Below are 13458 nucleotides of genomic sequence, written 5' to 3' on the forward strand. Positions count from 1 at the left end.
CGCCAGAGTCGGGGTTTTGAAGCCGCCTGCCACTTAATGCAGTACGGCCGAGGGGGTTTTGTGCCCAGTTGTCGGCAAGGGCACTGACGCTGTCATCCGACGCAGCACCATACCCATCTCTTCGGACAGTGACGCCAGTGCCGGGGCAAAGTCTGGTCGAACGATCAGCGTTGCCATCATCATCGCGTCTTCACGCGCCCCTTCCGAGGCGGCAGCAATCATCTGGGCGAAACAGTTTTCATCTGCACCAAGGCAGGAACAGCCAAGACCATGCCGCACCAACGGGCGACGGCCGTGATGGGCACACAGCCCGCACAAACGATCCAGCGTCATCATTGCCGCCCGCCCCTGATCCAGACCAAGCGCAATTTCGAAATCGCTTGCAGCATCCGCACGGGCCTCGGGACTTTCGCTCCACAATCGCAAATACATCACAGCACCGGCTTCGATTGGGCTGAGGTCGGACAGACGCCCAACCGCAGCGCCACCGCGCGAGGAATGCGTGCTCATTTTGTCAGGATCAGCTTGCCGGCGCGTGTGATACGCAAGGTATATAGTTGATCGCCCAGTTCGATGTGGGCCAGGTTGCCACCCTTGGTCAGATCTTCGGCCTTGTGTGCCGGAAGCATGGACACCGCATAGGACTGGCTGGGATTCGGGGTCTGCACATTCATCAGGACAACTCCAGTAGGTTCTCGGGCGAAGGGCCTTAATTTGTTCGCGCTTTCAACAATATGGCTGACCCGAACTGGGTTGGCTGAGGGGGTCTTTCCGTTAATCTGATTAATTTAGTCAGGTATGTCAACCCTATTCGATGGAAACCGCGGATGTGGGGTGATTGCGCAAGGATTTTATGCAGGTTAGGTCTGGCTCACGCGCATTAACCGACGGGGAAACCGATGACGGCAACAATCATGTTCGACCTGGACGGAACGCTGGTGGACAGTCTTCCGGACATTGCAGCGGCCGCCAACCGGACATTGCTGGATATCGGCATCGCCCCGTTGCCGGAAAGCACGATCAAACAATTTGTGGGCAACGGCCTGCCAAAACTGGTCGAACGCATGATCCGCCATCACGACCTGCCGATCGAGCAGCATAGCGAATTGACCAAACTCACACTGGCCCATTACTCTGCCGCCTCCAGCGACAAAACGATCCCTTACCCAGGCGTCCCGCAAGCTCTGACGCAACTGCGCGAAATGGGCTGCGTTCTGGGCGTATGCACTAACAAACCTGAGGCACCCGCACGTCATATCCTGGACGCACTGGATCTGGCGCATCACTTCGAAACAGTGTTTGGCGGCGACACACTACCCGTTCGCAAACCAGACCCCGCGCACCTTGAGGCAAGCTTCAACGCGGTCGCCAACGCCGGACCCCGGCTCTATGTCGGAGACAGCGAAGTGGATGCCGAAACTGCGCGTCGTGCAAACGTGCCCTTTCTTTTGTTTTCGGAAGGCTACCGAAAAACCCCGGTGGAAGAGATCCCACACAGGTTCAGCTATGATGACACGCATAAACTACCCGCGCTCGTCCTTGAGGCATTGCAAGGATAGGGGAAAAATTTGCTGGCAGGGGGATTGGGGAAGGCGGTTGAGGGGCCGGCCGAGGGGGTAAGTAGCCAGCCCCTCATCGGGGAAAAGTGGTATTGTCCGCAGTAACTCTTTGGATGATTTAACGTTAACGAATCGATCTGTGATCAGATATTGGGGGTTTCCCGTAGGCGAGGGTAACTAATTGAAATTTCATACATTTTTATGACAATTTATGTAAAAAAACTGAAAACAAACGTTTTGACACTCTGTTGACCCCAAGAATCATCCATCTGAGGGGCGACAAACTCTGCTCCAAGCGCCACCTGCCACAAAAATGGACAGGCCTTCCGCAGAAAACGATCCGCTTCGGCAGGTCGATCAGGGTGACGCTGGATTGCGCCAGGTTCAGCATTGGGTCTTCGATGAACTGAAAAGAAGGTATGATCTGCAGGCCTGGTGAAATCGAGCACCGGTAGAAAGCTTCGAGCGTGACTTGATCCTAGTCAACGTCACGGGCTTCGGCCCAACTCGGACCCACCCCTACAAGGTTAGTCTTGCGACCGTAATAGCCGCCCCCGTAGAAACAGAGTGGTAAAAAAAACGCGGCAGTTCCCTTTGTCGCTCCGGCCCGAAGAAAGGGCATCATTTATTGTCTACGAACCACGTGGCAGAAAAGGCTGCCCATAATCTTCGGCACAGCTGCCATCATCGGCGGTATCAGCGTAGCCGGACGCCCAGGAAATACAGTGTCTGGCCTTGTGGGTTTAGTTTAATCAAAGCCGGTTCTCAAATCATATCAATCAGCTCTGATAGCTCCGTCTGTCTAGACAAACTACATTTCGATTGGGCCGAGACGGTTATTTGCGCGGATTAATAACTGGTGGCTCGGCTGCCAACTGCTGTTGCAATTTCACGAGCTTTGCCTAATCGAAGGGAACATCGTGGGCTCCAAGCCTCGTCCTCCGAATCTTGTAGTTTCAGTTGCGCCCAGGTCTATACCCTAGTTACTGATCCTTCGCTTCACGGCGGCGACATGACCCTTTGCACCATTCGTCATGCAGATCATTTTCCCGCAACACTCTGAAATAGTTTCCTTTGATGCCTGAAGCAGCGTAACCTTAGACAAGTTTTGACGGCGCCGGTCTGCTATTGCAGGCTTGTGACGCAGAAAACCGGGGGAGTGAGCATGCATAAGGTAACTATCGTCGGGGCCGGGATTGCCGGGCTCACCGCGGCTCTTCGTTTGTTGGAGCGGGGATACCATGTCACGCTGTATGAGCAGGACAATTTCATTGGTGGAATGTTGCGGTCCCACAAGGAGCACGACCACGGCGATTATCCGCGCGAACATAGCTATCACATGCTGTGCAATTGGTATTACAACTTCTGGTCGGTCGCAGAAGACCTGGGAATTGAAGACAACTTCACACCACGCGAAGCCTTCAAGTTCCTCTATGACGGTGATCTCGACAACATGCCGGAAATGGTAAACCCGGGCGGCATTCAGGATTTCTATCGCAATCTCACCGGTGGCGCGGCGCCGCCTGCTGAACTCTTCCTGTTTATGTATTCGATGGTCGATCTGCTTTCGATCCCGGACAGTGAAGATGACAAGCTTGACCGAATGTCGTTCAACGGCTGGTTGCGTGGACGGCCCTATTGCACCGATGAGGTCGCCCAACTTCATGAGAAGATCTGGCAGACCGTCTGGGCCATCGACAGTTGGCAAGCCTCAGCGCGCAGCTACAAAACATTCCTGAAATATGGCAACCGCGTTCCGGTTCCGCAGCTCTGGCTGTTTGATGGTTCCAAGAAGGACACCCTGATTGATCCTTTCCATACCAAGCTCAAGCAGTTTGGTGACCGGTTCGAACTCAAGTACCGTCACCGACTTCGCGAAGTTCATCCCAGTGAGGATGGAACTCGGATCGAGCGGCTGGTGTTCGACAAGGTGACCAAGTCGCCATCGGTTAATCCCGATTGGAAGGTCGCAAAGAAAGACATCGTCGAAGATGTAAGCGATGAGAACGTGATCATCAGCATTACACCTGGTGGGATGGCATCGATGGTGACCGATGATTTGTACAATGCCGACCCTGCTCTGGGCCAGTTGCGGTATCTGGAGGCCGAGCCGATGGCGTCGGTGGAGCTTTATCTCAAGCGGAAACTACCCGGCATCCCTACAGAAGTGGTGGTTTTCATGGATACGCCCTATGAGATGACGTTCCTAAACTACTCGGCGACATGGGGCCTCAAAAACACATTCCTTTATGTGACGGTATCGGATTTCAAATCGCTGTTGTCTGTAAAACCCGAACGCCGAGACGAAAACCAGAACCTCATTCTGGATCTCAAAAACCCCAAAACCGCGATCGACTATATTCTGCGAGAAATCACTGCCAAGTTAGAGATAACCGAGGCCGATATCGATCTGTTCCAGACCTCTGTCGACACAAATACGGGCGAAGAGCTTTTTGCCAATCTAACCGGCAGCTGGGAACATCGCCCCGAGGTCGAGACTAAGTTCCAGAACCTGTTTCTTGCCGGGACTTACGTCAGAAATTTCGCAGATGTTTCGACCGTCGAAGGAGCCTGTGCGACAGGGCTGATCGCAGCCGAAGGCGTCCGTCAGGCCGCGCAGAGAGAACCGGACAAAGGCGATGCGGGTAAACCAGTCGAAGTAATCACACCCGATTTCTATCCCAGTCAGATGTTTCAGACGCTCAAGATCGCCTGGGCACCTTATGCCGCCAGTGCCAAAGCCTGGACGCTTGCGGACAAAGCGCTGGGGATCAATAAGCTATGGCCACCGAAAGATTTCAAGTTTCCGAAGTCAAAATTCACACCAGACCCCGAGAATCTTGGTTCGCTGTTTACGGATTGGCTGCCTGCAAGTAAGTGGAACGAAAAGACTTTGGGCCTGGGTCCAATGTTCTGGAACTATACAGAAGACGGCAAGCCCCGTAAAAAGTAACCAAGAATACCTCGCACGAATAAGAGACGACTGATGACTACTAAATCAATTGCGGCATGGCTGAACGAAATTGGCCTGCCACAATACACCACACTATTTGATGAGAACGGTATCGACCTGGACATTCTTGAAGATGTGACCGGTGACCATCTCAGAGAAATGGGTGTCACGGTGTTGGGTCATCGGCTCAAGATCAGCAAGGCGATCGCGGCGATGAAGCCGGACGCGGCACAGCCCAGACCCAGCGGAGCTATGACGGGTGAGGAAAGCGCCGAACGGCGGCACCTTACAATCATGTTTTGTGATCTGGTTGGCTCGACCGCCCTGTCGGCGCGGCTTGATCCCGAAGACTATCGCGATCTTATGGCATTGTATCAGGATACTGTTTCGCAGTTGGTCAAAGATGCCAGGGGGCACGTGGCCCAATACCTTGGTGATGGCGTTGTGGTCTATTTTGGCTATCCGGTCGCCCAAGAGGACGCGGCTGAACGCGCATGCCGCGCGGCTTTGGAGATTGTCGAGGCAGTCGCCGGGCTGGATACTGCAGCAGGTGACCGCCTGCAGGCCCGCATCGGCATTGCAAGTGGCTTGGTTGTGGCCGGTGATCTCGACCAGATCGGAGTGAACTCAACCTCTGCCGTGGCTGGGGATACGCCAAATCTTGCCGCCCGACTACAGGGGTTGGCAAAGCCGGGGCAAATCGTAATCGGCAACAAGACGCACTCGCTGTTGGGGGATATGTTCGTCTATGAAGCGCTAGAGAACATCCATCTGAAAGGGTTTGACCCCGGCCAGGTGGCTTGGCGTGTCATATCCACGGCCCAGCGTCAGGACCGGTTCACCGTCAACTCGGCACGGCGGCAACTTACACCACTGGTCGGTCGCACGCCCGAGCGGACGCACCTGATGTCAGCTTGGGAGGATGCCAAATCAGGCAAGGGGCGTGTCTGCCTTGTCTCTGGTGAGGCCGGCATTGGCAAAAGCCGCCTAACATATGAGGTGGTTGATCAGGCCAAGGGCGAAGGCGCCACCGTGCTTCACCTGCAATCCGCGCCCTACTTCGAGAACACGGCCCTGTATCCCATCCGCCGTCAGATCGAGACCTTGCTTGGGTTCACTGAAGACGATGACAGTGACGCCCGGTTAGACAAGCTGGAAAAACTGGTAGTCGCCGAAGATAATCTGAACGAAGCGCGCGCCTTAATGGCGTCGTTGTTTTCTCTGCCCTGTGACAGGTATCCACCGCTGAACCTGTCGCCCGAGCTGCAAAAGACCCGTACGATCGACATGTTGATCGAACAGGTCATCGTACAGTCTAAGCGGGCACCTCTTCTGGTGCATTTCGAAGACCTGCACTGGATCGATCCCACATCGCTGGATTTGCTGACCAATTTCGCCGCCAAACTTGCCGATCACCAGATCCTATTGCTTGTGACCTGCAGACCGGAATTCACCCATGACTGGCAGGCAGATCACCTGGTAACCTGCGAACTGGCGCGCCTCAAACCCGCAGAAGTCGAAGAGCTTTTGGATAGCATGACGGGGTCGGATACATTTTCCCCTGAACAGCGCCAGCAACTGCTGGAACGATCGGACGGCGTGCCGCTATTTGCCGAAGAGCTGACCCGCTCTGCGATGGAATTCAGAAACAGTGCGGATCTGGTGCCTGAAACCCTGCAAGACAGTTTGATGGCGCGTCTCGACAAGCTGGGGGCCGCCCGCGAATACGCCCAGATCGGGGCTGTGATCGGCCGGGAATTCGATGTCGACCTGCTGTCTCAGGTGACCGGAACTCCGCTGCCCGAGCTCTCTGACTCGCTTTCGCAACTGGGTGACGCAGACCTCGCATACCCGGACCAAACCGGTCAAAGCCTGATGTTCCGCCACGCTTTGATTCAGGAGGCAGCGTATCGATCCATACTGCGGCGGCGGCGGCAACGATTGCATGGCAAGATTGCCGAAACACTGGAAGAAAAATTCCCCGAACGCTGCAAGTCCGGTCCGGAACAGGTGGCAAACCACTTTGTTGCCGCCGGACTTGGTGACCGATCAGTCCCCTATTGGCTGACGGCAGGTAAATCCGCGTGGGGCCGGGCTTCGATGAAAGAAGCGCTCGCTCAACTCAGCAATGGTTTGGAATATGTTGGAGAGGTCGATGACCTGACGGATCGCGCAAAGCTGGAGCTGCAACTGCAGTCGACCATTGGCGTGGTGCATTTTGCGGCGACCAGCTACGCCTCGCCACAGGCGCAGACCGCTTTTGAGCGTTCCCGCGAGTTATTTCTGGATGTTGACGACCCCGACCTGCGCGTTGCGGTTCTTTACGGCATCGGGGCATTTGAAACCATGCGTGGCGACGTAAGCTCGGGGCACGAGACCTTTGCGGCGCTTGCAGACGAAGCTACGCGCAGTGGCAACACCCGTTATGAAGTCTATTCCGCCTCGATGCAGGCATGGTCGAATTTCAACCGTGGCGACTACGCCGAGTCGGTGCGTTATGGCGAACGGGTACTTCAGCTTTACGATGAAGGCATTTGGGACCAGCCCGGGCCACGCCTGTCGGCCGCAGAACCCAAAGTAATCTCAGAATGCTTCCGGGCAGCGGCGCTTTGGTCCCTGGGTCGCCCGGATCAGGCGGTGAAGGTCGGTAATGATATCCTGAACTACACCCGGTCGCTGCCGGACCCCTATTCGCTTGTCTATGCTCTGTCGAACGGGGTGATCCGTATCCATGACTGGAACGGTGACTGGGAACAGGTCATGGACCTGACAGAAGAATGCAGCGCAGTTGCCGGAGAATATGGCTATAGGTTCCTGGGTGTCTGGGCATCATTCTGGCGCGCCCGGGCCATGGCAAAACTCGGTCAACTGGAAGAGGCCGAAAAGATCACGGCCACCGCCGTTGCTGCCTGTAAGAATGCCGGTGTCCATTACCACCGCGTCTGCTTTGAGGCCAATCACGCGCGCCTGCTGCTGGCGCAGGACCGGATCGAGGATGCCGCACGTGTTCTGGACGGGCTGGACCAACCATTGCAGGATGGGGGCGAACTGAACCACGTACTTGACCTGAGCTTGGTCAAAGCAGAGCTGGCGCAAAAACGTGGCAATACCAGTGGCGCAGAGCGGCATTATCGCGCTGCATTTGACGCTGCCGAAAGCCGGTCCGCGCTGGCATGGCAACTGCGCGCAGCACTGGGTCTGGCATCTTTGCAGCCCGCCAAAGACGCACAACGCGCGCTTATCGAACCGCTCATGGCGCAGTTCGAGGAAGGGTTCGACAGCCAATATCTGAAAGCAGCACGCGCCTATTTGTGATCAGCGGGCTTCGCCTAAAGCGCGTGTGCGATCCACAAGCGTGATCAGCTTTTTGGGGTTCCGGGCAAATCGTTTGGCCTCGGCTATTGCGCTGGCGGCGATCCGATCCAGTTCGGCCTCGGCTTCTGGCAAAGCGGCGCGAAAGGCCTCGGCCAGCGCGTCGTAATTGCCCGGGTTCGGATCGCGGAACATTTCGGCAATTGCAGGTTCGCGTACAGCTATCGCGGCCGGCAGGGTTAGAATCCCGTCGCGGATATCCTCTTCACCCCCACCACCCAGGGCTTCAGTTCCACGCACGTCGGACACGTCATCGCAGGCGTGATATAGGGTGCCCAGCAGACCACCGAAATGGCGCAGCCCCTCGCTACGGTCGCCGAGACAAGCAGCGACCTCGAACATCGAACCGGTGTCTTCCTGCGCCAGCTTGCGCCAATCTTCGACCCCGCGCGGCATCGTGCGGCTGTTCCACTGCGCGATCTCGGCCGCGCCAAGTCGCGACATCAGCTCGGACAACAACCCGACAACCTGCGGGTCGGTCGCCATCATCCGATAGCCTTCCGCAACCATGAACCCGGACGTCATCAGCGCCGCAAGTTGCCCAAAGGCCGTGTGCATGGTCGGTTTGCCACGCCGCTCGTCCGACTGGTCCAAAATGTCGTCCACAACCAGCGTCATGTTGTGAAACAGCTCAAGCGTTACAGCCGCCTGGATGGTTTCATCCGTGATCTCTTCGCTGCCGACAGACGTCTGACAGGCAAAGATGGTCAACGGGCGAAAGTACTTTGAGCCGGCTAGAAACTGTTCTTCCAACTGCGGCCGCATCTCTTCGGGTGTGGATTCAACCCACGCGCCGATGGCAGTGCGCAACCGTTCGGTCTCAGACTCAAATCCCAGTTCCGGTATCACCCAATCGGCGCGGGCACCTTCGTTATTCATGGTTTGGATTTTGCATAGCGATGGGGGCCTTCCCGGTCGTCACCGTCGGGACCGACTGACTTGCGAAGCTCGGCCTCGATTTCCATAAGATCACGTTGCAACAGTTTTGCCTCACTCAGCGACAGATCCGATATCTCGCGCAACACGGCACGGGCCTTGTCCAGCACGATCAGCTGTCTGGCCTCCAATGACGGGCCATCCGCGTTGGGTATGGTTGCTTCGATCGCGTCTGTCCCTTGGGTCGAGACGATGGTCGCAATCTGCTGCCAATACCGCAAAGCTGAACTGAGCCACCGGGCTTGCGCCTGCGCAAGTAGAAACATCACGTCGGGTTCGACCCGCGCACCCTTTTCGCTGTAGTCCCGCAACGAGCCCAGAACACCCTCAAGCGCCTCCAGATACATCGCCACCATATCGTCAATCGAGCCGGGGTTCCCAAACTCATTGCGTGATGATCCGTCGTCTTGATCCATCTTGCTACTCCATTGCCCGCATCGTCATAAAGTTCTGTAGATTCAGAGTTTTGGTACCGATTGTCACTGTATATTCACACCGCGTTTGGGCATGGGTTGATTTGATTTTCAGTAAAACAAGAAGATCGCCGCGCAATCAAGTACCGAGATATGTTAACGATCTATTAACCTTTGGGAACTGCCGTCGGCATAAGACAAAAGCACCCGCCCAGTGGTTTTGGTTCACATGGCGCAGACGGCGGTACGAAACAGACTTGCCGCCATCCACCGGGTTGAAGTTCGGACCATGAGGCTTTGCGCCAACTGCGTCACGCAATGTATCTGGGTTTCGGTGCGGCACTGGCGGTGGTCACCAGATAAAATGGCCCAGCAAAGAAAACGTTCGCCGCATGAGATCGGCCGATGGTTCGATTGGGAACTTGGACGGCTAAAATGCCCGCTATTAGGGCTTATTCAGGCACCACTTGCCATCAAAATTCCCGCCGCGCGGTGCTGGTCCAAAACGCGATCCCATGTCTGATCGCCTCGTCGTTAAAATCATACGACGGGTTATGAAGCGGCATTGAATTGTTCCCTTCCAATCCGTTGCCCATCAGGATGAAGGCCCCGGGGCGGTGCGCAAGAAACTCTGCAAAATCTTCAGAGAATCCTACCCGACCGTAATCCGCATCAACGCTACCAACATCACGAGCAGCATCCGCGATCATGTCAGTGGCTCTAGCATCGTTCACCAATGGCCGGAAGGAAGTTGAGTAGTCAACCTCCGCCTCAGCGCCTTGTGCTGCACATACACCGGCGACTATGGCGCGCATTCTGCGCTCGATATTCTCGGACACATCTCTGGAAAAGCCCCGGCAATCCCCCTTGAGGGTTACGTTGCTGGGCAGGATGTTTCGTGCACCGTCTGTCAGGAACTCCGTTACGGAAACCACTGCATGCTCGCTCGCTGGAACCGAGCGAGAGACGATCGATTGCAACTGCTGCACAATTGCGGCCCCAGTCACAATCGGATCAACGCCTTTTTCCGGCATCGACGCGTGCCCGCCCTGACCCTGAACGCGGATCTCAAAATTATCCTCGAACGCGCAGAATGAGCCCGCTTGAGTGGCAAAGTGACCAAGCTCCATTCCGGGCATGTTGTGAAGGCCGAAGATCGCGACCATCGGGAAACGTTCAAACAAACCGTCCGCGATCATCGCGGCTGCCCCGTTTCCGTACTCTTCGTCGGGCTGAAAGATGAAGTGAATGGTGCGGTCAAAAGACGGGTCCGCCGAAAGCTCCAGCGCGGCACCCAGCAGCATTGTGCTGTGGCCATCGTGGCCACATCCATGAAACTTGCCTTCCGTTCCCGAGCGGTACCGCAAGTTGGTGGCCTCTTGTATCGGCAGCGCGTCCATATCGGCTCGAAAACCGATTGCGGTTTCGTCCGGACCACGGCGCAAGGTGGCCACAATGCCCGTGCGGCCCACGCCCCGGGTGACCTCAAGCCCCGCGCGTTCCAACTCGGCCGCGATCAGATCCGACGTCCGGTCAAGGTCGAAGCCTGTTTCCGGGTGGGCATGCAGATCACGGCGAAACGCAACGAGATCAAGCATCGGGAACGTCTCCTTCGGACAGCACGATCAACGGCAATTTAGCCTCGTCCGTCAACAAGGCTGCAAGCCCCGCTGCGCCAGACGGCGTGGTGGAAAAGCCCAGATCACGCGCATGTTTTACAGCGTCCAAGGCCTGCAGGTCAGCGACCGTAACCCAGTCGTCGGCGCACCGTTCAAGAATTTCCAAAGCCAACATAGAAGGCGTTTTGCAGTCCAAGCGCCCCATATTGGACACCGGGCCCTCAACCGTTACGATTTGTCCGGCCAGGGCGCTTTCGGCAAGGCAAGGGGCCGCATCAGGTTCGACGACTATGATCTTTGGCTGAACCGCCCAGGTGGACCGGATCATGTAAGCGATCCCCGCAGCCAGCCCACCAACGCCTGCCTGCAAGTAAACGTGGCTTGGCCAATTTCCGGAGCTTTCCAACTCTGTCCGCATTTCTTCGGCGATGATGGTATAGCCTTCCATGACCAACCGCGGAGGTTCCGTATAGCCAGGCCAAGATCCATCGGCGAGGTGGATTGCGCCGGACACCTCGGCGTCGGCTATGGCTGCCGCAACGCTCGCCTCGTAATCGTCACCTGATCGGACAACTTCAGCACCCTTACCCCGAAGGCGAATTGCAAAATCCTCTGGCACCGTTTCGGCAAGATGAATGCGGGCTTTTGCGCCAAACAGCCGCGCACCAGCGGCCACGGCCATGCCATGATTGCCGGCACTGGCACAGACAAAAGTCATCGAGCGTGCGATGGCCTTCACGGAATCGTCCAAAAAAGCGTTTGGTTCCAAAGGGTGACCAACCCGCGCTTCTATAAGCTTAGCAACAGCGTAAACGCCCCCGAGCGCTTTGAAAGCACCCAATCCCATCCTGTTGGTTTCGTCCTTGATCAGAATAGGTCTGTCTTGGAGACTGCGTGTCTCCAACGGACTTGGTTTATAGGCGGGGCATGCAGCCAGCAGAGCCAGCGGTTTTGCAACATCGAGCATCGTTGGATTTTTCATACAGAAAGTTGTACACGCGAAAGGTGATCTATTATGGTCATTTTTTCCTAATCTTCGGGAAATTTTCTCGCGCCAAGGGAAATCATCATGAAACTTGATCAGTTTGACCGAAATCTGCTTCAGTTGATGCAAACCGATGCCAAGATGGGCCTCGAAGCGCTTGCGTCCGAAACCGGCTTGTCTGTGGCCTCTGTTCAGCGGCGATTGAAGGCGCTCAGAACCTCGGGCGCAATTCTTTCAGAAGTCGCGATCGTTGATCCCAAAAAGCTGGGTGTCGCGATGAGCTTCATAGTCATGGTCGAATTGGAACGCGAGCGTCAGGATCAGATCGACGCATTCTCACGTCAGGCGCAATCAGAGCCTATGGTACAGCAGTGCTATTACATCACCGGAGACGCCGACTTCTGTCTGGTCTGCACAGCAAAGGATATGGATGATTTTCAGGAACTCACGAAGCGACTGTTCTTCGACAACTCAAACGTCCGTCGCTTTCGCACATCTGTTGTCATGGGGAGAAAGAAAGTCGGTTTGGGCATTCCTGCTCAGGATGTTGGGTTTGAATGATAAAGATCAACATTTACGTCAGCTACCGCTTCAAAGCGGCCCTTCGAATGCTAGGCAGCAGATGCGCTCATTAACCAGTGTCACGCGTCCTCGGGGTTAGGGCCCAGATTGGGCCCCTTGTTATTTTTCCCAGTGCGGGATCCAATCCCCGTCAAGGCGAAGTGACACGCCGGCATTGTCTTCTTCAAGCTTCACCACATGCAATTCGCCCTTGTCACCCCCGTATTTTTCGCGGGCTGCTTCGAATTGCGTGCATACCAGCCGTGTGGCAGGGGCGGCGGTGCCGGCGTCGTCGCAGGCCTCGACGATCAGGCCCAGATCCTTTTGGCACAGGTCCAGTGTGAAGGACGGATCATAATGTCCGGCAAAAACGGACGGGGCGTCGTGATGCATGCACCAGCTTTCGCTGGCTCCGATCTTGAGCGCGTCCCAGGCCCGTGACAGATCAACACCTGATTTCACCGCCATCACAAGTGCTTCACCCATGGCTGTCGCATGGATGGCCCAAAGCTGGTTGCTGGCCAGTTTCGTCACGGACCCACTGCCGCTGGAGCCCATGTAGTGAAGCGGCCCCATCAGTTCCATCACGGGGCGAATTCGCGCGACGGTCGCTTCGTCCCCACCTGCAAATTGGGGCATGTTGCCGGTGCGTGCACCATCGACGGCACCAGTGACTGGCGCATCAATCAACTGCACTCCGATCTCAGCAAAGGTGGCGGCAAGCTCGCGCACAAAGGCGGGTTTGTTGGTTGTCATATCCACCCAAACCTGCCCTGCGGACATGGCGGATCGCAGCCCATCGTCGCCACCTGCTACTTGTTCGATTTGCTTTGGTCCAAAGACCATGGTGAACACGATGTCCGCCGCTTGCGCGGCTGCCGCAGGGGTCTCTGCCCACTTCGCCCCAAACGCCAGGTGCTCTTCTGCCCGATTCCGATCAAGGTCGCAGACCGTTAGGTCATGCCCGCCCTTGATCAGGTTCAGGGCTGCCGGGCCGCCCATGGTGCCAAGCCCAATAAATCCAATGCGCATCTTCGCGGTCCTCGGGGTTAGTTATATT

Annotated in this window: 11 protein-coding genes; 4 read left to right on the forward strand and 7 right to left on the reverse strand. The window is 56.3% G+C overall.

Annotated elements, in window-relative coordinates; translation table 11 throughout:
- Nucleotides 1-33: 33 nt before the first annotated feature.
- Both AC2FLA_RS17435 and hemP read right to left on the reverse strand, forming a co-directional pair.
- Nucleotides 34-510 carry a hypothetical protein gene (locus AC2FLA_RS17435; RefSeq protein ID WP_058275305.1) on the reverse strand — a complete coding sequence of 159 codons (477 nt, stop codon included), beginning with the start codon at nt 508-510 and terminating at the stop codon, nt 34-36.
- Nucleotides 507-674 carry a hemin uptake protein HemP gene (gene hemP, locus AC2FLA_RS17440; RefSeq protein ID WP_081894606.1) on the reverse strand — a complete coding sequence of 56 codons (168 nt, stop codon included), beginning with the start codon at nt 672-674 and terminating at the stop codon, nt 507-509. Before hemP ends, AC2FLA_RS17435 begins: the two co-directional genes overlap by 4 nt.
- A gap of 225 nt (nt 675-899) precedes the next feature.
- Between hemP and gph the strand changes: the two genes are divergently transcribed.
- From gph to AC2FLA_RS17455, 3 genes are all read left to right on the forward strand, one after another.
- Nucleotides 900-1559, forward strand: coding sequence for a phosphoglycolate phosphatase (gph, locus tag AC2FLA_RS17445; RefSeq protein WP_496723899.1), 660 nt, complete (start codon nt 900-902; stop codon nt 1557-1559).
- Between the two features lie 1165 nt (nt 1560-2724).
- Nucleotides 2725-4512, forward strand: coding sequence for an FAD-dependent oxidoreductase (locus AC2FLA_RS17450; protein ID WP_496723901.1), 1788 nt, complete (start codon nt 2725-2727; stop codon nt 4510-4512).
- A gap of 33 nt (nt 4513-4545) precedes the next feature.
- Entirely contained in the window at nt 4546-7827 is a 3282-nt protein-coding gene (locus AC2FLA_RS17455; RefSeq protein WP_496723903.1) for an adenylate/guanylate cyclase domain-containing protein, read from the forward strand.
- On the opposite strand, the gene AC2FLA_RS17460 is transcribed toward AC2FLA_RS17455, so the two are convergent.
- The 4 genes from AC2FLA_RS17460 to AC2FLA_RS17475 form a co-directional block, all read right to left on the reverse strand.
- Nucleotides 7828-8763: a polyprenyl synthetase family protein gene (locus AC2FLA_RS17460; protein WP_496723905.1), complete on the reverse strand. Its 936-nt coding sequence runs from the start codon at nt 8761-8763 to the stop codon at nt 7828-7830. It lies immediately after the preceding gene.
- Nucleotides 8760-9236: a hypothetical protein gene (locus AC2FLA_RS17465; protein ID WP_496723907.1), complete on the reverse strand. Its 477-nt coding sequence runs from the start codon at nt 9234-9236 to the stop codon at nt 8760-8762. The genes AC2FLA_RS17460 and AC2FLA_RS17465 overlap by 4 nt, the downstream gene beginning before the upstream one ends.
- 470 nt (nt 9237-9706) lie before the next feature.
- A complete protein-coding gene (locus AC2FLA_RS17470; RefSeq protein WP_496723909.1) occupies nt 9707-10831 on the reverse strand; it encodes a M20 aminoacylase family protein in 1125 nt (374 codons plus the stop codon).
- Complete coding sequence (locus tag AC2FLA_RS17475) at nt 10824-11819, reverse strand: pyridoxal-phosphate dependent enzyme (protein ID WP_496723911.1); 996 nt, start codon at nt 11817-11819, stop codon at nt 10824-10826. Before AC2FLA_RS17475 ends, AC2FLA_RS17470 begins: the two co-directional genes overlap by 8 nt.
- Before the next feature lie 102 nt (nt 11820-11921).
- Between AC2FLA_RS17475 and AC2FLA_RS17480 the strand changes: the two genes are divergently transcribed.
- Complete coding sequence (locus AC2FLA_RS17480; protein ID WP_496723913.1) at nt 11922-12398, forward strand: Lrp/AsnC family transcriptional regulator; 477 nt, start codon at nt 11922-11924, stop codon at nt 12396-12398.
- Nucleotides 12399-12518: 120 nt separating this feature from the next.
- On the opposite strand, the gene AC2FLA_RS17485 is transcribed toward AC2FLA_RS17480, so the two are convergent.
- Nucleotides 12519-13430, reverse strand: coding sequence for an NAD(P)-dependent oxidoreductase (locus tag AC2FLA_RS17485; RefSeq protein WP_496723915.1), 912 nt, complete (start codon nt 13428-13430; stop codon nt 12519-12521).
- Nucleotides 13431-13458 lie beyond the last annotated feature (28 nt).

The organism is Ruegeria sp. CDSA033, from assembly GCF_059612305.1.